This is a genomic window from Solidesulfovibrio aerotolerans, from assembly GCF_009856865.1.
Classification (GTDB): Bacteria; Desulfobacterota; Desulfovibrionia; order Desulfovibrionales; family Desulfovibrionaceae; genus Solidesulfovibrio; species Solidesulfovibrio aerotolerans.
This window is the reverse complement of record NZ_WVUD01000008.1, coordinates 108,410-131,498: the sequence shown is the minus strand read 5'-3', so window position 1 is coordinate 131,498 and position 23,089 is coordinate 108,410. Positions and strand designations below refer to the sequence as shown.

The 23,089-nt window shown below is 62.7% G+C and carries 15 protein-coding genes; 7 read left to right on the top strand and 8 right to left on the bottom strand.

The features are described 5' to 3' along the window. The 3 genes from GTA51_RS07085 to GTA51_RS07075 form a co-directional block, all read right to left on the bottom strand. Positions 1-957, bottom strand: a 957-nt coding sequence (locus GTA51_RS07085) for an AAA family ATPase (RefSeq protein ID WP_160959845.1), incomplete at its 3' end; no start/stop codon positions are given. Further along, a complete protein-coding gene (locus GTA51_RS07080) occupies positions 954-3,203 on the bottom strand; it encodes a RelA/SpoT family protein (RefSeq protein WP_246198026.1) in 2,250 nt (749 codons plus the stop codon). The genes GTA51_RS07080 and GTA51_RS07085, both read right to left, overlap by 4 nt. 74 nt (positions 3,204-3,277) lie before the next feature. Beyond that, positions 3,278-4,948 (bottom strand): peptide-binding protein, encoded by a 1,671-nt coding sequence (locus tag GTA51_RS07075; protein ID WP_160959843.1) that lies wholly within the window; start codon positions 4,946-4,948, stop codon positions 3,278-3,280. 280 nt (positions 4,949-5,228) lie between these two features. On the opposite strand from GTA51_RS07075, the gene GTA51_RS07070 reads away from it, so the two are divergent. From GTA51_RS07070 to GTA51_RS07060, 3 genes are all read left to right on the top strand, one after another. Further along, positions 5,229-8,456: a DEAD/DEAH box helicase gene (locus tag GTA51_RS07070; RefSeq protein WP_160959842.1), complete on the top strand. Its 3,228-nt coding sequence runs from the start codon at positions 5,229-5,231 to the stop codon at positions 8,454-8,456. Between the two features lie 430 nt (positions 8,457-8,886). Then, entirely contained in the window at positions 8,887-9,540 is a 654-nt protein-coding gene (locus tag GTA51_RS07065) for an MEDS domain-containing protein (protein WP_160959840.1), read from the top strand. Beyond that, entirely contained in the window at positions 9,533-12,043 is a 2,511-nt protein-coding gene (locus tag GTA51_RS07060) for a GAF domain-containing protein (RefSeq protein ID WP_160959839.1), read from the top strand. The genes GTA51_RS07065 and GTA51_RS07060 overlap by 8 nt, the downstream gene beginning before the upstream one ends. A 181-nt stretch (positions 12,044-12,224) precedes the next feature. On the opposite strand, the gene GTA51_RS07055 is transcribed toward GTA51_RS07060, so the two are convergent. Continuing rightward, positions 12,225-14,258: a methyl-accepting chemotaxis protein gene (locus GTA51_RS07055; protein ID WP_160959837.1), complete on the bottom strand. Its 2,034-nt coding sequence runs from the start codon at positions 14,256-14,258 to the stop codon at positions 12,225-12,227. A gap of 200 nt (positions 14,259-14,458) precedes the next feature. Between GTA51_RS07055 and GTA51_RS07050 the strand changes: the two genes are divergently transcribed. Together GTA51_RS07050 and GTA51_RS07045 are read left to right on the top strand one after the other, a co-directional pair. Continuing rightward, positions 14,459-17,005: an ABC transporter permease gene (locus GTA51_RS07050; protein WP_160959835.1), complete on the top strand. Its 2,547-nt coding sequence runs from the start codon at positions 14,459-14,461 to the stop codon at positions 17,003-17,005. A 42-nt stretch (positions 17,006-17,047) separates the two neighbouring features. Continuing rightward, on the top strand, positions 17,048-19,147 hold the full coding sequence (locus tag GTA51_RS07045) for an SPFH domain-containing protein (protein ID WP_211922472.1): 2,100 nt from the start codon (positions 17,048-17,050) through the stop codon (positions 19,145-19,147). A gap of 90 nt (positions 19,148-19,237) precedes the next feature. Here GTA51_RS07045 and GTA51_RS07040 read toward each other — a convergent pair whose 3' ends face one another. Both GTA51_RS07040 and GTA51_RS07035 read right to left on the bottom strand, forming a co-directional pair. After that, positions 19,238-19,639, bottom strand: a complete 402-nt coding sequence (locus GTA51_RS07040; protein ID WP_160959834.1) for a hypothetical protein — start codon at positions 19,637-19,639, stop codon at positions 19,238-19,240. Beyond that, positions 19,632-20,252, bottom strand: a complete 621-nt coding sequence (locus GTA51_RS07035; protein WP_160959832.1) for an RNA polymerase sigma factor — start codon at positions 20,250-20,252, stop codon at positions 19,632-19,634. The genes GTA51_RS07040 and GTA51_RS07035 overlap by 8 nt, the downstream gene beginning before the upstream one ends. A 165-nt stretch (positions 20,253-20,417) precedes the next feature. On the opposite strand from GTA51_RS07035, the gene GTA51_RS07030 reads away from it, so the two are divergent. Continuing rightward, positions 20,418-20,942, top strand: coding sequence for a shikimate kinase (locus GTA51_RS07030; protein ID WP_160959830.1), 525 nt, complete (start codon positions 20,418-20,420; stop codon positions 20,940-20,942). Positions 20,943-21,324: 382 nt separating this feature from the next. Here the strand turns inward: GTA51_RS07030 and GTA51_RS07025 are convergent, their stop codons facing one another. Together GTA51_RS07025 and GTA51_RS07020 are read right to left on the bottom strand one after the other, a co-directional pair. Then, a complete protein-coding gene (locus tag GTA51_RS07025; protein ID WP_160959824.1) occupies positions 21,325-21,852 on the bottom strand; it encodes a hypothetical protein in 528 nt (175 codons plus the stop codon). A 164-nt stretch (positions 21,853-22,016) separates the two neighbouring features. Further along, positions 22,017-22,634, bottom strand: a complete 618-nt coding sequence (locus GTA51_RS07020) for a hypothetical protein (RefSeq protein WP_160959823.1) — start codon at positions 22,632-22,634, stop codon at positions 22,017-22,019. A gap of 218 nt (positions 22,635-22,852) precedes the next feature. Between GTA51_RS07020 and GTA51_RS07015 the strand changes: the two genes are divergently transcribed. After that, positions 22,853-23,056, top strand: coding sequence for a hypothetical protein (locus GTA51_RS07015; RefSeq protein ID WP_160959821.1), 204 nt, complete (start codon positions 22,853-22,855; stop codon positions 23,054-23,056). The last annotated feature ends 33 nt before the right edge of the window (positions 23,057-23,089 follow it).

The following is a 23,089-nucleotide window of genomic DNA, read 5'->3' as shown; positions in this document are numbered from 1 at the left end:
CGTTGCGGCGGCTCCGGCCCGACGCAGCGCGTCCAGGCGGGCGGCCAGGGCGGCCGTGTCGGTAAGAAGCGGCGGCGGGATCAGCCGGGCCAGGGCACGCTCCCGGCCGGCTGCCCGCACCACCCGGCGGGACAGTTCCTGTTGCCGCGCGACACCTTCGGCCAGAGCGGCGGTGGGGACCAGCCCCGGCGGCGCGGCCAAGCGGGCCAGGGTTTTGGCCGTGTGTGCCAGGGTTTCGATGCGCCCGGTTGCGGCCTGACGAGCGGCCAAATGCTGCTCCAGGCGCGCGCTTGCGGCCTCGCCGGCGGCCAAAACGGCTTCCCGGTCAGCCGCCGCTTCCAGGCGCAGTTCCAGCTCCGGCAGCGCAGCCAGCCGGCCCAGGCTCTTGGCCGTGGCGGCCAGCGTTTTTTCCAGGCGTTTTTTTTCGGTCTTGGTTTTGCTGACGCGCTTGGTCAGACGGGCCTGCATGGCGATGAGATGGGCCGCCTCGGTGGAAGCGGCAAAAAAGCCGGCAACCTTCGTCCCGGAGTCATTTAAAAGGAAAACAGGCTCACGCTGGTTGCCGATGTGCACGTCCACGGGCACGTCGCCATCGAGCCGGACCGGCCCCAGGCGCAACAAACGTTGCACTTCCTCGGGAACAACGCCCTTGCCCATTTTGGCGTAGGTTTCCGGCTCCTCCACCCCGGGCCGGCGCACCTCGTAGAGGGCATACTTGGCCCGGCGCACCCAGGTCACCGTCACCCCGTCCTCAAGGGTCGCCTCCACCCGGGCTTCGGCCGCGCCGTGGCGGATGACGTGTTTGGGCGGCGGATTTTCCGACAGGCAGCGCAGGGCCTCGACCACGGCGGATTTGCCGGTGTTGTTGGGACCGGTGAGCACATTAAGCCCAGAAGCCAAATCAAACACCGTACCCTCGTGGGCCATAAAATCGGTCAGGGCCAGCCGCACGATCATGCGCCGCCGCCCATCCCGTAGACCCCGTCGGGGTGGTCCTCGTTGCGCTCGCCGGCACTGAACCCCAGTTCGTCGGTGACGGCGTGGCGCTTGACGTCGATGACGGCGTCAAGTTTGCGCAGCCGCTCGATGGTGCGGTAGAGATGGCTGGCGTCGCGCACCTCGATACGGAAGGTCAGCTGGGTGGTGCCGTCCACATTGGAATGAATGGCCCCGGAGTCGATGTTGACCCCTTCCTCGGCCAGTTGGTTGGAAATTTTCCCCAGCACGCCCTTCAAGTTCTTGGCCAAAATGGACAGGCCGGCCGGATAAGGCTGTTCCTTCTGGCCCTCCCAATGGACCTGGATGAGCCGTTCGGACTCGAGATTGCGCACATTGGGGCAGTCGTGGGTGTGCACCACCACGCCCCGGCCGCGCGAGATATAGCCCACGATGGCGTCGCCGGGCACGGGGTTGCAGCACTGGGCCAGGCGCACCAGCACGTTGTCCACGCCCTCGATGCGCACGCTCTCCCCGGGTTTGCCCTTGGGAACATGCCCGGATTCCGGGGTGGCGGCATGGGCCTCTGCCTTGGCCGCCGCCGCTTCGGCCTCTTCGCCCTCGCGCTTGGGCATAAGCCGGACAATGATCTTTTTGGGGGTCAGACGCGAATAGCCCACGGCCGAGAGCACGTCATCGACGCAGGACATGGACAGATCCTTGGCCACCGTCAGCATGGACCCGTCTTTAATGGCCTTGGCCACATTGACGCCGTCTTTGCGGCCCTGCTTGTCCAGCATGTCCCGGCCAAGGACAATGGAGCGTTCCCGCTCTTCGGTACGGATGAAATGCTTGACCCGCATGCGGGCCTTGGCCGTCTTGACAAATTTGAGCCAATCGCGGTTGGGCTGGCGATTTTTGTCGGTGATGATCTCGACGGTATCGCCGTTTTTCAGCGGCGTATCGAGGGGGACCAGCCGGCCGTTGACCTTGGCCCCGGCGCAGTGTTCGCCAATGGCGGTGTGGATCAAAAAGGCCAGATCCACAGCGGTTGCGCCCTCGGGCAGCTCTTTGACATCGCCCTTGGGCGTAAAGACGTAGACCTCGTCCTGAAAAAGATCAAAGCGCAGGTTGGCCACAAACTCGCGCGAATCGGTCAATTCCCGCTGCCAGTCCATGATCTGGCGCAGCCACTGGAAGCGCTCCACGTCCTTGGGATTGAACTTGCCCTTCTCGCGTTCCTTGTACTTCCAGTGCGCGGCCACGCCCTCTTCGGCCAGCCGGTGCATCTCCTCGGTGCGTATCTGAATCTCGATGCGTTCGCCCCCAGGCCCGACCACGGTGGTGTGCAGGCTCTGGTACATGTTGGCCTTGGGCATGGAGATATAGTCTTTAAAGCGCCCCGGCACCGGCTTCCACAGGGAGTGGACCAGCCCCAGGGCGGAGTAGCATTCGCGAATGGTCTCCACCACCACCCTAAAGGCCACCAGATCATGGACCTGATCGATGGTCAGCTCCTGGACGCGCATTTTGTTGAACACGCTCCACAGGTGCTTGCGCCGCCCGAACACCCGGGCTTTGATGCCGTTGGGTGCCAGCAGCTCGTTGATATGGGCGATGACCCGGTCGATAAAGGTATCGTCCAGGGTGTGGTGGGTTTCCACCCCTTCCACGAGCTGGTTGTAGAGGTCGGGCTTGAGATATTTAAAGCTTAAGTCCTCAAGCTCGGTCTTGATGCGATGCAGCCCCAGCCGGTTGGCCAGCGGGGCATAGATGTCCATGGTTTCCTGGGCAATAATCGCTTGCTTGTGGGGCTTTTGAAACTCCAGCGTGCGCATGTTGTGCAAACGGTCGGCCAGCTTGACCAGCACCACCCGGATGTCCTCGGCCATGGCCAGGATCATCTTGCGGATGTTTTCGGCTTGGGCTTCTTCCTTGGTTTCAAAAGGAATGAGGCTGATCTTGGTGACGCCATCGACGATGTCGGCCACTTCCTCGCCGAAAAGCTCTTCGAGCTCGTCCACCGTGGCCTTGGTGTCCTCCACGGTGTCGTGGAGCAGCCCCGAGGCAATGGACGCGGCATCGAGCCGCATATCGGCCAGGATGCCGGCGGCTTCCAGGGGATGTGACAGGTAGGGTTCGCCGGAAAGACGCACCTGCCCGGCATGGGCGGCAGCGGAAAAAACGTAGGCTTTGGTGATGAGCGCCTGTTCCTGTTCGGTCAGATACAGGGCGGTCTTGTCCAGAATTTCGTTGATGCGGATCATGATTGTCCCGGCCTCGTGCCCGGGAGGCGGCCGTGGCGGCGGGCGCGGCCGGTTATTGGCGCGCCCGCGCGGGTTTACTGTTCCAGGCGAAAGGTCTGCTTGTCGCGCGGAATCCACCACTTGGTGAAATTGTAGCTGATACCGGCCGGGGCCACGGCCACGTTCTGGATGCGGGCCGAGAGGATCGGAAGGCTGTAGGGCGCATAGAGGAACAGATAGGGCTGGTCGCGGTGCAGCAGTTGCTGGAAGGCATCGTAGATTTTCTTGCGCTCGGCCTGATCCACGGTGCGCCGGCCGCGCTCCAGCAGGGCGTCGGCTTCGGGGTTTTTATACCCCACGAAATTGAGTCCCCCGGGCACGGCCCGGCTGGAATGCCAGACATCGTAGTTGTCCGGGTCCTGGGCAATGCTCCAGGCCAGGATGACGGCGTCGAAATTGCCCTTGTCCACGAATTCCTTGAGAAACGAGGCCCATTCCACGGTGCGTATCTCGACTTTGACACCGATGGCGGCCAGCTCGCTCTGGATGATGGTGGCGGCCTTGATGCGTTGCTCGTTGCCCTGGTTGGTTAACAGCGTAAAGGCGAACGGCCGGCCCGAGGCGTCCTCGATGATGCCGTCACCGTTGCGATCCTGCCAGCCGGCCTCGGCCAGCAGGGCCTTGGCCGCCGCCGGATCGTAGGCATAATCGGTGATGGTGTCGTTATAGACCCAGGTGCCGGGCTTGTAGGGTCCGACGGTGGGCAGGCCAAGGCCCAACAGCGCCCCCTTGATGATGCTTTCCTTATTGACGGCCTGGGCCATGGCCCGACGCACCCGCACATCGGTGAAAAAAGGACTTTTGAGATTGTAGCCGAGGTAGGTGTAGCCAAAGGACAGGTATTTAAACTTCTGCCAGTCGGCGGCCCAGCCCGCCCCGGTGGTCTGGTAGAGGTACTGCTGGGGAGTCAGTCCCATCATGTCCAGGTTTCCGGCTTTGAGTTCCAAAAACATGGTCGAGGTGTCGGGGATGATGCGATAGACCACTTGATCGATGTAGGGCCGGCCTTCGAAATAATCCGGATTGACCCGAAGTGTGACGCTGCGGCCCTGCTCCCAGCGGTCAAGGATGTAGGGACCGGCACCGATGGGCTCCCGGGCATATTTGGTGGTCATCATGTCCTGGCCCTCCAGCACATGCCTGGGCAGGATGGCCCCGGCCCAGGTCACCAGCGCCCGGGCAAAGGGTTCGGCGTAGCGCACTTCAAAGGAATAGGTGCCGGTCACCGTGAAGCTGGTGACCGCTTTGTAGTCCTCGGCATAGGCCGTGGGCGTTTTGGGGTCGATCATGAGCTTATAGGTAAATTCCACGTCTGCCGCAGTCAGTTCCACGCCGTCGGTCCAATGGATGCCGGGGCGCAACTGGAATTTGAGCAGTTTGCCGTCTTCGAGCACCTCAAAGCGCTCGGCGGCAAAGCATTCGAGCTTGATGTCTTTGTCAAAGCGCAGCGGCGAGACATAGAGCAGATCAGCCACCTCGTGGGAGGCGGAATCCGAGGCCAGGGGGGGGATCAGGTTGGAGGGCTCGCCAATGGTGGCCATAACGATGCGCCCGCCGGTCACGGGTTCGCCCGAAGCCGGGGCCGAAGCCGCCGTCGGGGACGGGCCGTTTTGGCTCTTCTGCCCGCCCGCAGGCGGGCGGTCGCAACCGCCAAGTAGCAGCGCTCCGGAAACCAGGACGAAAAATACCGCTTGCGCCAGACGCATAGTTCTCCTTTTCGCTTGCAACGCCCGCCCGAAACAACGTATTGGTGCGGATGCGCAAGGCCCTCGCCAGCTAAAATATATACGGGGCCAGCCAAAAATAAAAGCGCTTTTTCCCCAGGCCAAGCCTCGCCGGCGGCACACGCCGGCCCGATAACATTTCCGTTCCAAATTGGTCTGAAATAGGGTAAGTCGCCCGGACTCGTCCTTCCCCGCTCTGCCGCAAACGGCTTGGCTGCGGGCTGCCGGACGCAGATACGCCGCACCAAGGAGTCTTCGGTCCATGGCCATCGGAAACGACGAAACCAAAATCAAGGCGCTGCTCGGGGAATTTGTCCGCGAGACCATCCCCGAATACATTCTGGACGGCTCCCACGCCATCGTGGCCGGCGGCGGCATCCAGAAGCTCGCCATCAATAAACACGACCATTTCTGGGATGTGGAAGGCCAGGTGCAGGGCGACGATTTCCAGGTGTATGCCTCGGAACTCTCGGTCAATCTCAAAGAAGGCAGCGTCAACTTCTTTTGCAACTGCCCGGATTCCTTTTCCGGCGTATGCCGCCACGTGGGGGCCACGGCGCTCAAATGCATCCGCACCCTGGAAGACGAAGAAGGCGGCCACGAAGACCGCGATACCCCCGCCCACCCGGCGCGCGGGGAATGGCGCCAGACCTTTCGCACCTATTTCTCCACCGAACCCGAGCCAGAACCCGGCCGCCATTACCTGATCTTTCGCTTCCATCCCGAACCGGGACGGTTGCAGGTGGCCTTTTTCCGGGCCAGGCAAAACAAGTCCGGCATCTCCCAGGTCCATTCCGAAATCACCCTGGAGCAGATCATCAAGAACCCGGATTGGTCCGAGCTTTCCCCCACCCTGCCGGTGGTGGCCGCGATGCTCGAGCACCATCTCGATTACGCCGGCCATCGGGTGGAACTGCCGGCCGGTCTGCTCGCCTGGTTTTTCTGGGCCATCGGCAAGGAATACTACCTCTACTGGCGCGACACCGAGCAGCCGGTGCGCATCGAGTCCAAGACCATGCGCCTGCAGCTTGCCCCCAAGCTCTCCGACGACGGCCTGTCCTTTGACATACTCCTTGGCACCCCCGGCAAATCGCCCTTTTCCATTCTCGGCCAGGAAGTCTATTTCTACGGCCAGATGCCCATCTGGGTGTGCTGGAAAAACGCCTTCTATCCGGTCCAGACGGGCCTGCCCCCCCGTCTCGTGTCGGATATGACGCAGGCACCGCCGTTTATTCCCACCTCCGACGTGTCGGAGTTTCTCGACCGGGTCTGGACCCATCTGCCCATGACCGACCTGTACGGCCAGGAGGAATTCCTGGTCAAAATGCAGCCGTTTTTCGTGCCGGCCAACTACGACCCCAAGATCTTTTTGGACGAAGAAGGCAGCCTGCTGACACTGCAAATCCAAAACGTCTACCAGACCGAGCACGGCGAGATAACGGTCACCGGCCCCAACCCGGATCTGATGACCGCCTCATATCTGCACCAGGGCAAATCCTATCTGATCGCCCGGGACTGCGACCAGGAGCAGGCCCTTATCACCATGCTGGTGGACATGCGCTTCCAGGCCCGCAACAATGCTAACTGGTTTTTGGAGACCGAAGAAGCCATTGTCTTTTTGCTCGACGCCTACCCCAAGCTGGTGGAAAAATACCGGGTCTTTGGCGAGAAAAACCTCACCCGCTACAAGGTGCGCCTGACCACGCCGGTTATTGTGGCGGAAGTGGAGTCCAAGGAAGAGGACAAGTGGTTTAACCTCGACCTGCAGGTCCAGTACGACGACCAGCGGGTGCCCATCGATAAAATCTGGAAGGCCTGGACCCAGGGCAAGCGCTATGTCCAGCTCAAAGACGGCTCCTACACCAGCCTGCCCGAGGCGTGGCTGGAAAAGCTGGCCCACAAGCTGCGCGCCCTTGGTTACGACACGGACAAGCCGCCCCAGACGCGGTTTAAGCAGTTTGAGGCCCCGGTCCTGGACAAGCTGCTGGAGGACATGCCCGAAGCCCGCACGGATTCGTTCTGGAACAGCCTGCGCCAGAAAATCCACAGCTTCCAGGAAATCACCCCGGTGCGCATCCCCAAGGGCTTAAACGCCAGCTTGCGGCCGTATCAGGCCGAGGGGCTTTCCTATCTCAATTTCCTGCGCGAATACGGCTTCGGCGGCATCCTGGCCGACGAAATGGGCCTGGGCAAGACTGTCCAGACCTTGTCGTTTATTCAGCACAACGTGGAGCGCGGGGCACGCGGTCCCAACCTTATCGTGGTGCCGACCTCGGTGCTGCCCAACTGGGAACGTGAAGCCGCGAAATTCGTGCCCGAGCTCAAGCAGCTCGTCATCTACGGGGCGCGGCGCGAAAACATGTTCAAACGCATCGCCGAATCCGATCTGGTCATCACCACCTACGCCCTGCTGCGCCGCGACCTCGACGAATTGCTCAAATACGAATTTGCCGCCATCATTTTGGACGAAGCCCAAAATATCAAAAACCCCAATACCATCACCGCCCGTTCGGTGCGCCGCTTAAACGGCAAGACGCGGCTGTGCCTGTCGGGCACGCCCATCGAGAACAACCTCTTCGAGCTGTGGTCGCTGTTCGAGTTCCTCATGCCGGGCTTTTTGGGCGGCCAAAACGCCTTCCAGCGCGGCATCGTCAAGCCCATCAAGGACGGCGACGCCGAGACCCTTGACTACCTGCGCGGCCGGGTCAAACCGTTCATTCTGCGCCGCACCAAGTCGGAAGTGGCCAAGGATCTGCCGCCCAAGGTGGAAAACACCTACTACTGCAATCTGCTCGACGAACAGCTCGAACTCTATGCCGCTCTGGCTAAAAAGCTCAAAGAGCAGGTGCTGGCCACGGTGGATGAAAAGGGGCTGGCCAAGTCGCAGATGTCGATTCTCGACGCTTTGCTCAAGCTGCGCCAGATCTGCTGCCACCCCCGCCTGCTCAAGCTCGACCTGCCCGGGGTCAACACCAATCTGCCCTCCGGCAAGTTCGATGCGTTTAAGGATCTCATCACCGACTGCATCGAGGAAGGCCACAAGGTGCTGGTCTTTTCCCAGTTCGTGCAGATGCTCCACATCATCCGCTCCTGGATGACCATCAGCCAGATGCCCTTTTGCTATCTCGACGGTTCGAGCAAAGACCGTTTTGACCAGGTGGACAAGTTCAACCAGGACGAGAACATCAAGGTCTTCCTGATTTCGCTCAAGGCCGGCGGCACGGGGCTTAATCTGACCAGCGCCGACTACGTCATCCACTACGACCCCTGGTGGAACCCGGCAGTGGAAAACCAGGCCACCGACCGTACCCACCGCATCGGGCAGTTGCGGCAGGTGTTCTCCTATAAACTCATCTGCCAGAACACGGTTGAGGAGAAAATTCTCAAGCTGCAAGAGCAAAAGCGCGACGTGGCCGAGGCGGTCATCCCGGGACAGGACGCCTTTAAGTCGCTCACGCGCACCGACCTGGAATCGCTGTTCGAAATCTAGGCGCGCTTGCAGAAAGCCTGTCCGCGCAGGCACTATGACGAATAACGCAAACGGGGGGCCAAGTGGCCCCCCGTTTGCGTTGGTTTGCCCGGCCAGTTCACCCGGCCAGCTTGCCTGCCGCTGGCCGGTGGCCAAGCAACCCTGCAAGGCAGCACAGCATTTCAAGAGCATTGGTATTGCCACTTTGAGCGCAAAAGTATGTGAAGACAGTTCCCATAAATACTGTCCGCCTGCATGGGCCAAAACCACTCCCTTCGTAAGCGACCTACCGCCGCCGGACGTAATTGTATTGATTCCGACTTTGATCTGCCGCATACTCTGCCAAGGACTTGACGGCATTGCTGCGCGACCTCTCCCCGCCTGACGGGACCGGCAGTGTCGCAATACGACACCATGTATTGAGTTTCCGTTTGCGACCAGGAGCATGGCCATGCATATCACTACGTCAGGACAGCCAGCCCTCGACCTCGGTTTCGGGAACTACACCTGCAACTGGGGCACCCATTTTTGCGGTCTGTACGAAACGCAAGCAGAGCGAGACGCCATCATTATGGGCTATCTTGCCCAGGGGATGCTGGCCGGCGATCTCCAGTGCCACTGTCCCGTCGAGCGGACCCCTGAAGACTTTCTGCACGAATTCCCAAAGCATTGTCCGCATTGCGAAAAGCATATGGCTGACACCACACGCCTGCAGATTCTTTCCGCCAAGACGCTCTATTATCCTGACGGAAAATTCTCGCCCTGGGCCATGGACGACAGTTTGAACGCTATTTTTGAAAAAAGCCAACGGGACGGGAAAAGAAACGTCCGGGCCGCCGCGGAAATGGACTGGGCGCTGGAGGCCATCCCCGGCGTGGACAATCTGATGGCCTATGAGTCCCGGCTCAACTACTTTATTAACGCAAAGCCCTGGATCAGCATCTGCCTCTACGATGTCACCAAATTTGATGGCAAGACCATCATGCAGGTCTTGCAAACCCATCCGTACACCATCAGCCAAGGCGTCGTCACCCAGAATCCTTTTTTCCAAGACCCGGATATCTGGCTGGCCAAAAACGCCCCTGAGTTCCTCCGCCGTGGCTGACACGAAAGACATCGCGCACGATCTGTTCCTGCTCCTGCTCAACCTGGCGCAATTCTCGGACAGAAAACTGGTCATCAGGGTCTTCACCGAAGCCGTGGACGCGCTGTGGCCAGGGCTTTGCCTGGCCTATACGGCTGACCCGGCCCAAGATGCGGCAGCAACGCTCAACCTCGACACCATGACAGCGCATTACGGCGGCTTCCTGGTCCAGGGGGACATGGCCGCCCTGCCAGCCCAGCAGCACCAGCTGCTCGGCAATGCCGTCAGCATGCTGGCCCTGCTCCTGGAACGGCTGGAGCAACAACAACAGCTCCAGGACAAACAAAACGACCTTGCGGAACAAATCGCCGAACGCACGAGCCAGCTCGAAGCCAGAAACAGCGAACTGGAACGGGAGGTCACCCAGAGAAGGCAGGCTGAGGACGCCATCCGCCGCAACGAAGATTGGCTGCTGGGGCTTGTCCACATCCTCCAACATCCGTTTACCTGCTCGCAGGATTTTTTGGATTTCACCCTGGACGAGGCGATCCGGCTCACCGGCAGCAAATTTGGCTATCTGTACCACTACGACGAGGCGCACAGACGTTTTCTGCTGAACTCCTGGACCAAAGACGTCATGGAGGCCTGCACCATCACCTCGCCGGAAACCAGCTACGCCCTCGACGAAACCGGTCTCTGGGGTGAAGCGGTGCGACAACGCAAGCCGATCATCGTAAACGATTTTCATGCGCCCAATCCGTTCAAGCGAGGCTATCCCCCTGGCCATGCCCCCCTGCACTCCTTCATGACAATCCCGATTTTTAAGGGAGAAACCATCGTTGCGGTTGTCGGCGTGGCCAATAAAAACGGCGCGTACACGCCAACCGATGTCTGCCAGCTCACGCTGCTCATGGATTCCGTGTGGCGCATCCTTGATCGCGACAAGGCCGAAACCGCCTTGTGGGAGCGCGAAGCCCAGCTCGCATCCTTAAGCGACAACCTCCCCAATGGCATGGTCTATCAACTGGACTTCGGGGCTGCTGGCAACGAACGCCGCTTCACCTACGTCAGCGCCGGCGTGGCCGCCCTGCATGGCGTAAGCCCGGCCCAGGCCCTGGCCGACGCGCAATGCCTCTATGGCCAGATCTCCGACCAGGACCGGCGTATCATTGTCGAACGGGAAGCCCTTGCCCTCGAACACATGTCCATATTTAGCGCCGAGGTCCGGGTCACCATGCCTTCCGGCGAGACGCGCTGGCGGTATTTCACCTCCGCGCCGCGGCGGTTGCTGAGCAGCCACATCGTCTGGGACGGCATCGAAATCGACATCGAAGACCTCATAAAGGCCAGACAGGCGGCTGATTCGGCCAATAAAGCCAAATCCGAATTCCTGGCCAACATGAGCCATGAGATCCGCACGCCACTCAACGGGATTCTCGGCATGCTCCAACTCATGGGCAGCACCACCCTTGACGACGAGCAAAAGGAATATCTGGTCACCGCCGTCAAATCCACGGTTCGCTTAACGCGCCTGCTGTCCGACATCCTCGACTTGTCCAGGGTCGAGGCCGGGCTGATCGTGCTGCGCCAAGCGCCCTTCACCCTCGCCGGCCAGCGGGAAGCAGCCTTGGATATTTTCGCGCTGGAGGCCAAAGAGAAAGGCCTGGCCCTGGATTTTACCCTTGATGCGCGCCTGCCGCCGTGCCTGGTCGGGGACCAGTCCCGGCTGCAACAAATTCTTTTTAACCTGATCGGCAACGCCATCAAATTCACGGACACGGGCGGGGTCCGCGTCGAAGTGACGCCCCTTGGCCTGCAAAACGGCCTCTTGCGCGTCCTCTTTGCCATTTCCGACACCGGTATCGGCATCGCCGACGCACTCCTGCACACTATTTTCGAGCCATTCACCCAGGCCGAGGGTTCCTACACCCGCCGCTTCCAGGGGGCAGGGCTTGGACTCTCCATTGTGCGCAAACTGGTGGCCCTGCTGGGGGGCACCCTCGCTGTGGACAGCACCGAGGGCGTGGGCACGACCATGTATCTCTCCTTGCCGTTCACGCTCCCCAACGTCTTGCCGGGGCAGGCGCAAAAAAGCACGCAGCAGCCTGAGGATGACGCTGGGCAAGGCGCATTGCGCATCCTTTTTGCCGAAGATGACGCGGTGAGCCTGCTCGCCGGCAAGCGGCTGCTGGAAAAGTCCGGGTACGTGGTGTGTACGGCCGTGGATGGCCGGGAAGCTCTGGCGCGGCTGACAGAGCAGCCCTTCGATCTGATCCTTATGGACATCCAGATGCCGGTCATGGACGGAGTGGCGGCCACCCGGGCGATCCGCGCCGGGCGTGCCGGACCGGATACGGCAGACATCCCCATCATCGCCATGACGGCCTACGCCATGACCGGCGACAGGGAAAAATTCCTGGCCGCCGGCATGAATGGCTACGTGGCCAAGCCCGTGGATATCGCCGAGTTGCGTGCGGCCATCACCAGCCTGACGGCGGGGAAAAGCCCCGTGTGCAACATCTAGTCCCGCCCCACGAAAATCCCGCCCCAACGTTCCCGCCACCGGCTCCGAGGTACCCGCCAAAACCGCTCGGGCGGGTCCCGTCAAGGGGGCACCCGCCTGCCGGCACATAACAAGAAAAAAGGGCCGGACACGTCTGTGTCCGGCCCCGGTCTGGCAAATCGTTTTCCAACAGCCGCTACGGCTAGAAGCGCTCGAAATCGTCGTCCTTGTCATCGAGATTGATGCCCACGCCGCCGGCAGCGGGCTTGGCCTGGGTCGCCGGACGCCGGGCCGGTGCCGGTCGGCGGGTCGCTGCCGGCAGCGCCTTGATCGGACGGTTGCTGGTGCGTCTGGCCATGCCCCCGTCCACCCGGAAAAAGGCCATGGTGGACTGGAGCTGTTCGGCCTGGCTGGACAACTCTTCCGAGGTGGAGGCCATTTCCTCGGATGCCGAGGCGTTTTGCTGCACCACCTGATCAAGCTGCTGGATGGCCCGGTTGATCTGGTCGGCACCGGAATTCTGCTCCTGGCTGGCGGCCGCGATCTCCTGGACCAGATCGGCGGTGCGCTGGATGTCGGGCACCATCTTGGTCAGCATGGAGCCGGCCTGCTCGGCCACCCGCACGCTGGAGGAGGACAGATCGGAAATCTCGGCTGCGGCGGAACCGCTGCGTTCGGCCAGTTTGCGGACCTCGGCGGCAACCACGGCAAAGCCCTTGCCGTGCTCGCCGGCCCGGGCGGCCTCAATGGCGGCGTTTAGGGCCAGCAGATTGGTCTGGCGGGCGATTTCCTCAATAATGGAAATCTTTTCCGCGATATTTTTCATGGCCGCCACGGCCGAAATCACGGCTTCGCCGCCTTCGCGGGCGTCCTGGGCAGCCTTGACGGCAATGGACTGGGTCTGCTGGGCGTTTTCAGCGTTCTGCTTGATGTTGGAGCTCATCTCCTCCATGGACGAGGAAATCTCCTCGACGCTGGCGGCCTGTTCCGTGGCTCCCTGGGACATGCTCTGGGCCGAGGCGGACAGCTCTTCAGAGCCTGAGGCCACGTTTTCCGAGGCCGACTGCACCTCGGCCACCACTTCGCGCAGCTTGCCCACCATTTCATTGAGCGATGCGGCCAGCACGCCCATCTCATCTTTCTGATCGATGTCGAGCAGGCGGGTGAAATCGCCCTCGGCCATGGCCTTGGCAAAGCTCACACCCTTGATAACCGGCCCGGTGATGGCCTTGGTCAAGAGGATGGCGATGATGATGCCCAGGAGCAAGGCCACGGCCAGCCCGCCGAGCATGACCGACGAGGCCGTGGACAGGCTGGACACGGCGCCTTCTGCGATCTTCTGGGTGGCGTCCATGGCGGCCTTGGCCGTTTCCTCGGCCGCTTCCTGGACGCTGTTGCCCGCGTCCAGACGCTTGGCGGCGATATCCTGCAGGGCTTTGAAGTTATCCTGGAAATCCAGCAGGGCCTGACGGTATTTCTGGGAGCCGTCCTTGATGGCGGCCAGCTGGCGCAGATTGACTTCCTCGCGGGTCTTGGCCCGGATGGCGTCAAGGGCTTGGTCCAGACCGGCAAAAGCCTTGACTGCTTCATCAATATATTTCGGATCGCGGAAAAGCTGGCCGCGGTAGTTGCCCACGCGGATAGCCGTGATCTGGCTGATGGCCTGGGCGGCGTTGTCGATCTTCTCCGCCCGTTCCTGGAGGGCCTCGGCCCCGGCGTTTTTACCGATCTCCTCGCGGAGTCGCTTCTGCTGGCTGTCGAGATAGGCCTCGCTGTTTTTGACGATCTCGCCGGCCGCAACGTCCAGGACCTTGCGCACGCCGGCAATGGCGTCGATGCGGGAGACCGTGTCATTGAGAAGCTTTTCATATTCCGTCGTCTTGGCCAGGGCCTTGGCCGAGTCTTCCCGCAGCTTCACCAGGAGCGGATATTTGTCCGCATGGGCCTTGGCCTCGGCCAGGGAGCGCTTGAGCTCGGCCAGGGAGCGCATGCCGGCTTCATATTGCTTTTTATCTTCCGTGTAGCCGTAGCTGCGCATTTCGACCATCATCTGCAAAGTAGCCCGCTCGACGCTGTTGGCAATGGCCAGTTCCGGTATGTATTCCTTGACCAACCGGGTGGACTGGCCTTCCACGCTGTTCATATTGACGACAGCCATGCCCCCCAGCAGACAGGCGATGGCGATCAAAAGTCCAAACCCGATGCTGATTTTGACCCCAAGCTTCATATTCTTCACTGCCGGCCTCCCCATGACATTGTGGTATCCCGCGCCATTGATTCCGGGCAAAATCCGGGACGCTCTCACTGTCGTCCACGGATTGTTTATGTTTGGCTTATTTCCAAGCGCGTTGCAATGCCCGCAAAGGCGTTTTTGTGGACAAGCGTGGACCGCCGGCAACTTTTCCCGTAGCAATCCGGGCATGAAAGGTGTGCGGCATGACTTTTTTTGACGATCTCAAGCTGGCTGCCCGGCTGGCCCGGCGGGAACTACGCGCCGGGTTGCGCGGGTTCGGCATATTTTTGGCCTGTATGGCCCTGGGCGTGGCCGCCGTGGCCGGGGTGCGCAGCCTGTCGGCCGCCTATGCCGCCGGGGTGGCGGCCGATGCGGCGGCGCTTCTGGGCGGCGACATCGAAGCCAGCCTGTCCCTGCGTGCGGCCGCCCCGGACGAGCTGGCCGCGCTAACCCGCCTGGGGCCGACCTCCCACCTTGTTTCCATGCAGGTCATGGTCCGTCGCCAGGACTCCCCGGGCAAACGGGGGCTGGCCTCCTTGCGCGCGGCCGACGCCGCCTATCCCCTCTACGGAACCGTGACCCTGGACCCGCCCCTGCCCCTGGCCGAGGCTTTGGCCGTTCGCGACGGGCTGCCGGGAGCTGTCGTGGCCCCCCAACTGCTGGCCCGCCTGGGGGCCGGCCTTGGCGATGTCCTAGAGATTGCCGACGCCGCCTTTGTGGTGCGCGCCACCCTGGTCCGCGACCCCGACGCTTCGGCCGGCCTGTCGGTGCTGGGGCCGCGCCTGCTTGTCTCCCTGGCTGCCCTGGACACGGCGGGCCTGAATACCCCAAGCACGTTCACCCGCCATGCCTACCGCGTAAAACTTCCCCCAGGGGCGAACGCTGCGGCCCTGGCCAAGGAGCTGCGCGACGCCTTTCCCGCCTCCGGCTGGCGGGTGCGCGACCTGTCCTCGGCCCAACCGGGCCTGACCCGCTTTATGGACCGTCTGGCCGCCGTCACCGGGCTGGTGGGGCTGGCCTCGCTGCTTCTCGGCGGCATCGGCGTCTCCCAGGCCGTGGCCGGCTATCTGGCCGGGCGGTCCACCTCCATTGCGGCGCTCAAATGCCTGGGCGCGCCGCGCCGGGTGGTCGTGACCGCCTATCTGCTGGCCGTTGGCGCCCAGGGGTGTCTGGGCATCGCCCTGGGTCTGGCCCTGGGGGCGGCCGTGCCGGCGCTGCTCGGGCCTTTGGCCGGGAATCTCTTGCCGGTATCCCTGCCGCCCGGCCCCTATCCTGCGGCCCTGGCCGTAGCCGCCGCCTTTGGCCTTTTGACCGTACTGGCCTTTTCCCTGCCCCAGCTGGCCCTGGCCGGCCGGGTTTCACCCCTGGTCCTTTTTCGCGGCTACGGTGAGCCTGAAGCCGAACGGCTGCCCTTGGCCGCCCGGCTGCCGGGGCTGCTCAGTCTGGCGGCCCTGCTCGCCCTGGCCGTGGCCGCCACCCCCAACCGTCGCCTGGGGCTGGGGTTTGTTGTTGCGGCGGCTGCGGCCACCGCCATCTTCTGGCTTTTTGCCCGACTGGCCGTATGGCTCGTGCGACTGGCCCCGCTCACCCGGCCGGGGCTGTTCTTCCTGGCCCTTCGGGCCGTGGTCCGGCCGGGCAATCAGGTGGGGCGCGTGCTGGCCGCCCTGGGGCTGGGGCTTTCCACCCTGTGCGCCATGACGCAAGTGGAAGCCAATTTCCGCGAAGCCTTTGTCCACGACATCCCCCGCACCGCGCCGGACTATTTTTTCGTGGACATCCAGCCGGACCAGTTGGCCGACTTCCTGGCCACGGCCCGGGCCGTGCCCGGCGTGACCCGGGTCGAGACTTCGCCCATGGTGCGCGGACGCATCGTGCGGATAAAGGGCGTTTCGCCCGAGGAAGGCCAAGTCGGGGAGGAGGCGCGCTGGGCCGTTTCCGGTGACCGGGGGCTCACCTACGCCGCTGCCATGCCCCAAGGGACGCAGCTCGTGGCCGGGCAGTGGTGGCCGCCGGACTATGCCGGGGAGCCTCTGGCCTCCATGGACGAGGGCGTGGCCAAGGGCCTTGGCCTGACCGTTGGCGACAGCGTGACCATCAATGTCCTGGGCCGGGAGATAACAGTCACAATCGCCAGCCTGCGGCGCATCAACTGGCTGACACTTGGCATCAACTACGTCTTTGTGCTTTCGCCCGGCTCCCTTGACGGCGCGCCGGTGACCCATTTGGCCACGGCCTACACCGACAAGGCGGCCGGGGCCGGCCCTGGCGAAGCGGTCTTTGCCGCCGTCACCAACCGTTTTCCCAACGTAACGGCCGTCGGCATCGGCGAGGCGCTTAACGACGTGCTGGCCGTGGCCGACACGGTGGCTGCCGCAGTGTCGGCGGCAGCGGCAGCCACGCTGGTCACGGGCATGCTGGTTTTGGTGCAGACCATGGCCGCCGGCCTGCGTCGCCGGGCCTACGAGGCGGTCATCTATAAAGTCTGCGGGGCCACGCGGCGCACCATCCTGACCGTTTTGCTGCTGGAAAACGCCCTGCTTGGCCTGTTGGCCGGGGTCACGGCCCTGGCCGTCGGCACGGCCATTGCCTGGGGGTTTACGACCTTTTTCATGGAACTGCCGTTTCGGCTGTTTGCCGGACCGGCCGTGGCCATCGTGGCCGCTGCAACGGGGCTGACACTCCTTTTGGGACTGGCCGGACTGCTGCGGCTGCTCTCGAAAAAAGCTTTACCGTACCTGCGAAACGAATAAAAATCGCCACGCGCACTGTCGCCGCCATAAGGGAGACAAACCATGTCCGCTGAAATGATACTGGTCTATTTTTCGCTGGCAATGTGGCTGATGGGCTTTATTATTCTTTACTATATCATCAAGGAATCGGTTGTGCTCGTGGGCGGCATGGAAATCGCCGTTCTGGAGCGCCGCTGGCTTGGCCGCAACATGCCCCAGGGCCGGGTTGTGGCCCGCAAAAGCGAGGTCGGCGTCCAGGCCCGGACCCTGGGGCCGGGACTGCATTTCCTGATTCCGTTTTTATACAAGGCCACCAAGAGCGAATTCCTGGAAATAGGGACCGGGGCCGTGGGGCTGGTCGAGTCCATCGACGGCAATCCGGTCCCCCCGGGCAACATCTTCGCCAAGGAGGTGGCCGGGCACGACGCCTTCCAGGACGGCGAGGCGTTTTTAGAAAACGAAGGGGAAAAAGGACCGCAGATCCAGATACTCCCCCCGGGCAAATACCGGATCAATCCGTTCCTGTTTTCGGTGGGCGTCGAACCCGCCGTGGAGATTCCCCAGGGCAAAATCGGCATGGTCACCGCCCAGGACGGCGCGCCCATCGACACGGGCCGGCTGCTGGCCAAACGCGTCGCCGGGCATTCCAATTTCGAAAACGGCAGGAACTTTCTCGAAGCCGGCGGCCAGAAAGGCCCGCAAATCGACATCCTGCTCCCCGGCACCTACCGGATCAACACGAAACTTTTTACGGTCGTCGTGACCGACGCCACCGTGATCGAACAGGGCATGGTCGGACTGGTGACCGCCCTGGACGGCGTGCCGCTGCCGGAGCAGGAATTCGTGGCCAAGTCCGTGGCCGGGCACAGCGATTTCCAAAACGCCCAGGCCTTTCTGGACACAGGCGGCCAACGCGGCCCGCAACTCGATGTCCTGCGGCCGGGCACCTATTATATCAATCCCATGATGTTCCAGGTCTCGGCCGACAGTGTGACCGTGGTCGAACGCGGCCAGGTGGCGGTGGTCGTCTCCAATGTGGGCGAGGAACCCACCCAGGAGGTGAAAATACGGCTGGGGGCAGCCCAGGCGGCCCGCCCCCAAGGCGGCGGGTTCCAGGAAGTCTACGTCGTGCCCAAGGGCTATCGGGGCATTCAGGAAGAAGTGGCCGGACCGGGCCGGTATTACCTGAACCGCCGGGCGTTTATTCCCTATATCGTCGATACCACCAACATCACCATCGATTGGGACGACGCCAAGGACACCCGGTTTGACCCGCTCAAGGTCATCTCCAAGGACGGCTTCACCATCGGCGTCTCGGTCAAGGTCGTGGTCCGGGTCCGTCCCGACCAGGCCCCGTACATGGTGGCCAAGGTCGGCTCCATCGACAACCTCATCATCCATGTCGTGCATCCCATGATCGATTCGAGCTTTCGCAACCAGGCCTCGGCCACCTCGGCCATGAACTTCATGCAGGACCGCCAGGATGAACAGAAAAAAGCCGAGGACCGGACCAAAAGCGAGTTGGAGAAGTATCATGTGGAGTGTGTTTCGGTGCTCATCTGCCAGATCACCCTGCCCCAGGATCTGATGGACACCCAGACCAAAAAGATCATCGCCCAGCAGGAACAGGCCCAGTACACCGAACAGCAAAAAGCGGAGCAGGCCCGCATCGCCACGGAAAAGACCCGGGCCGAGGCCGATCAGCAAAAAGTGCTGGTCGCCTCGGAAATCAATGTGAAGGTGGCGGAGCAGAATCGGCAGGCCACCATCAAGAGCGCTGAAGCCGAGGGCGAAGCCTTGCGCCTTAAGGCCGAGGGCGAAGCCAAGGGGATCACCGCCAAGGGCGAGGCCGAGGGCAACAAAATCCTGGCCGTGGGCGAAGCCACGGCCAAGGCCTTTGAACTGCAGGGCAAGGTCATCGGCGGCAGCGGCCTGACCGCCATTGCCCTGGCCGAGCGCATCAAGGACGGCCAGATCAAGGTGACGCCCGACGTCCTGGTCCAGGGCAGCGGTGCCGGCGAACTGGGCGGTCTGCTTGCGGCCTTCCTGGTCAACCATATGACCAAGGCGGTTACGCCCGCAGGGGCGACCCAGCCTCTGGCCCCAAGCATGCCCCAGGAGGCTACGGCCGGGGACGCGCCAGAGGGACAGGCCAACGCGTAGCACGCCCTCAAACGTTGGGCCTGGACCAGGGGGCTTCGGTTTGGCGCAGCGCTCCCTGGGCGGGCATGCCGGAATTCCCGGCGTGCGGGACTATTCGCTGTCGGCCGGGCGCGGGGGCAGTTGGGACCGCCGCTCGCTTTCCAGCCGGTCGTAGACGGCCAACTGGCGGGGACTCAGCGTCGGGCGGACACGCTCGTCTATGCGTTGCAGCAGGCCGTCAAATTCGGGACGCATCCGGCTCATGGCCAGATTCAGTTCCCGGTGGGCTTCATCCCACACGGCCGTAAAATGTTTGCGCTGCGCCTCGCTTAAATCCAGCCGGCGCATATACTCGGCGTCCACCCGCTGGCGCATGACCTCGAAACCGGCCACATCCCTGGCCCGATTATCAAGCATGGCCTGACGGCTGGCACCAAGCCAGCCCAACCCCACCCCTAAAACAAACACGACCGCCACCGTTGCGCTGCGCCAACTCGGCGTTGCTTCAGCCATGATCCTTCTCCAAAAACGCTTTGAGCTTGCGTCTGGCCCGAAAGGCCCGCACCTTGACATTGACCCGGGAAAGACCCGTCAACTCGGCCACTTCTTCCACACTTTTGCCCTCAAGCCCCAGCAAGGCCACCAGCAGCCGGTCCTTGGGGCCAAGAACGGACATGGCCGCCTCCAGCCGCCGCCGGGCCTCCCGGGCCTGCCCTCTGGCCACTTCGCCCTCGTCGGGCAGGGAGTCCTCCAGGCCGCTGACCAGCCCGACCTCGGCCTTGCGCCGGCGTAGCCAGTCGATGCAGGTGTTGGCGGCTATGCGGTGCAGCCAACTGCGAAACATGGCCCCGTCGCGCAGCCCGCCCAGATTGAGATAGGCTTTGACAAACACTTCCTGGGCCAGATCCTCAACCCCGGCCGGTTCCTGGCAAAACCGCGAGGCCAGATGGGTCACGTCCTGTTGATGCCGGCCCACCAGCACGGCAAAGGCCCGCTGATCGCCTTGGGCCGCCGCCCGGGCCAGGGCACCGTCGTCGATGCCGTCCAGACGCAGGCCGGAACCCGTCGCCTTGGCGGTCCCGTCGCCGCCTTTGGGCGCGCATTCCCCGCTGCGCAATGTCGCCATGGCAAACGCCTCCTTGTAACGCCCCTCCCCCAGGCACGTCACCGGATCAGGCGCTCGGACACGGCCAGCGGTTACACCTGCACCTCGACAAGTTGCCCCGGCAAGGCTATCCCCGGACCCGGCGGCCGCATCCTGCCGGCCGCACGCCCCCATTGGGAGACAGCCATGCCCCTTTCCGAGGAAACCAATATCTATCTCATCGGCCCCCGGGCCTCGGGCAAGACCACCCTGGGCAAACGTCTGGCCGAACGCCTGGGCCGCCCGTTTGTGGACCTCGACGCCCAATTTGTCGCCGTGCGCGGGGAAACCATCGCCGCCCTGGTCGCCCGCGAAGGCTGGGACGCTTTTCGCCTGGCCGAAGCCGAAATCCTGGCCGAAACCGCCACCCAAAAAGGGCTGGTCGCCGCCACGGGCGGCGGCGTGGTGCTTATGCCCGAAAACCGCGCCCGGCTGGCCAAAGGATTGGTGCTTTATCTGCAAGCCCACCCGGACCGGCTGGCCGAGCGGCTCATGGCCGACCTCAACGCCGAGCAGCGGCCCAACCTGACGGAACTGGGGCTTAAAGAAGAAATCGTCGCCACCCTGGCCGAACGCGAGCCGCTCTACCTGTCCCTGGCCCACGCCTGCCTGCCCGACCGGCCGGTTGACGAGATGCTGGACTATACGCTGCGGGCTTTGAAGATGTTTTGAGGCGAAGAGACGAAGGCAAAAGGCGAAGATGAAAGGCGAATGTCAGGGGGAAACGCTTTTGAAAAGCGTTTCCCCCCGACACCCCCCTTCGAAACGAGGGGGTGCCTTGGATTGTGGCGGGAACGAAATTTTCGCGTTTAAACGTCTGCGGGGCCGCTTGCGCCTGCGTCCAGAATCCACCGAATCGGATTCAGGACGCAGGCGCAAGCGGCCCCGTCAAGTACACAGGCTGACTGTCCGGGCCGGTAACCGACCAGTAGGCCAGCCCACGTCCAATACCCCTTAAATACTTTTCCCGGTGGGGGGTCCGGGGGCCTCAGGCCCCCGGCCGCCGGAGGCATCTTCGCCTTTTCTTCCCTCTCCCCTACACCTGCACCAACACCTACACGCCTTCGTGCAGCCATTCGTTGAAATCGGAGAGTTCGCCGGTCCAGCCCTGGCTGAGGCGCACGGCCAGGAACTGGGTGTAGAGCGCGTCGAAGAAGGTGGCGCATTTTTCGATCAAATACATTTTTTCCAGCACCTTGGCGTCCGGGTCTTCGCCTTCTTCGCTGCGGCTTTCGGTTTTGGGCGGGCGCAGGGCATTGAAGGTGAAATCGTCGGCCTTGGCCGTCACGGTCCAGGTTTCGCCGTCCTGTTCGAAGCGAATCAGCGCCCGGTCCACGCGTTTGCCGCTTTTCACGCCAAGCCGCGCCTCGCCGAACTGGGCATGGGGACCGGACACCGTGGCGGTTTCGGCTTCTTCACCGACGCCGCCGCGCACGGAAATCTTTTGCTCCAGATAGACGTTGACCTCGCCGCCGTCGGGCAGCTTGAACAGCCAGCCGCTTTTTTCGCTTTTAAACCACAGCCAGGTCAGGAAATCCTGGCCGAGCACCGGGTTTTTGGCTTCCGCCATCATCGAATCCATATTTTCTCTCCACGCGTGAGCAATTGCGACAAAAAAGGCCGCCGCCACACCCCTCCCCTCCCCCGTCGGGGGGTCCGGGGGGATCATCCCCCCGGCGGGTCCAGGGCAGCGCCCTGGCGGGTGCAGGGCAGCGCCCTGCCGGGGTCCAGGGGCAGCGCCCCTGGTTAGCCGCCGAACTGGCTGGGTTCGAGGTGTTCGATGGCCAGGGCGCGTTCGACGCCGACGATGCGTTCGGCCAGATAGGACGGCGTTTGCGGCTCCAGGTGCATCTCAAAGGTCATGGTGAACAGATCCTCAAAGAGCTGCTGCATCTTGCCGTTGGTGGTACACAGCCACAGAACCTGATCGATGGTGTTCCAGACAATCTCGAACACGGCCGGGATGGGCAGCGCCCGGGCCATGAGCGAGAGTTTGACGCGTTCGGCGATCTCTTTCTTGCGGTCTTTGGAGATAAAGACCTTGCCTTCGCCCTGCATCTGCTGTTTTTCGATGTCGATGGCCAGGCGCAGGTGTTTTTTAAAGACGGCCGGCGAGATGCGCCGGGTGTCCAGGCGCAGGGAAAAAGCCAGATAGTGGCCTTTTTCCGGGGGCGCGCCGCGCCATTCGGTGTCGAGGTAGTCTTCAAAGGCGACCCAGCCGTAGGAGCGTTCGTCGGCGGTGCCGTCGATGTCCACGAAGGCGTATTTCTTGAGCCGGTCCGGGGCCTCGCGCAGGGTCTGTTTGTTGACCTCGCCGACAAACCTATATCGGGTGAATCCGCCGCTGGCGGCCAAAAGTCCCAAGGCGTCCTCCTTTGCCCGCCGGTTTTCGTCTCCGGCGCGCGGTGGGTATGGGGTACGGACTGGCTCTTAGATCAAATCGCGGCGGTGCGCCAGGGCTGGCTGGCGGGCTGGGGCGACGCGGCGGCCTTGTGGCAAAAAATCGTTTAAATCATAACCAGATGGCAATAGATTCCGTTGGCCCGGCCTATGCAGGGAGAAACACAACGGAGGTGTCGACCATGGCCGTCTGGAACGTCAGTCACAGCGATGGCAAGATGCGGTTCGGCTCGTACACCCGCAAGGCCACGACGCCCTCCGGGTGCAACGAGCCCTTTAAAAACGCCTACTGGTGCCCCAAGCGCAAGTGGTTTTCCAAGGAGCCGTGCCCCTTTAGCAATCGGTTCGAGTGCATGAGCTTCGCCCGCCTGTGCGGCGGCATGTAGCGTTCGCCCAACCGCCGGCCCGCACCCCAGCCG